1 pseudogene is annotated in these 527 nt (G+C 46.7%); it reads left to right on the top strand.

Going from position 1 to position 527, the window contains the following annotated elements:
- Nucleotides 1-527: pseudogene (locus DXD02_RS15270) on the top strand (IS200/IS605 family accessory protein TnpB-related protein); the annotation flags it as partial.

Here is a 527-nt window from a genome sequence, read left to right as displayed (position 1 = left end):
AAGATGCCATCCTATTTCAGACGGGCGGCAGTCCAGCATGCGCTTGGGAGTGTATCTTCTTATCAGACGCGTCTGGAACAGTGGAAAGCAGAGGGACAGAAAACAGGAAAGCCGTATCTGAAAAGTGAGCAGTATGCCATGCCTGTTTTTTACCACGATGTCATGTACCGTGAAAACACAGAAGAGAAAGATGCGGCCTTTTTAAAACTGTACGATGGCCATGACTGGAAATGGTTTGCTGTGCGGCTGAAACATACGGATATGGAATATTTAAGAAAACACTGGTCGGGCAAAAAAGCTTCGGCACCAATGTTGGAGAAAAAGCACGACAAATATTTTCTGCGTTTTACGTATGCGGAAGAGGTAGCTTTAAACCGGACACCCGTCAAAGAACAAACGATCTGCAGTGTGGATCTCGGCATCAATACGGATGCAGTCTGTACCATCATGCGTCCAGACGGAACTATCCTGGGGAGAAAGTTTATTAACTTTCCCAGTGACAAAGACCGGATGTACCGTGTGCTGGG

This window comes from Blautia sp. TF10-30 (assembly GCF_003481245.1).
Classification (GTDB): Bacteria; Bacillota; Clostridia; order Lachnospirales; family Lachnospiraceae; genus Fusicatenibacter; species Fusicatenibacter saccharivorans.
This window is presented reverse-complemented; position numbering and strand designations above follow the sequence as displayed.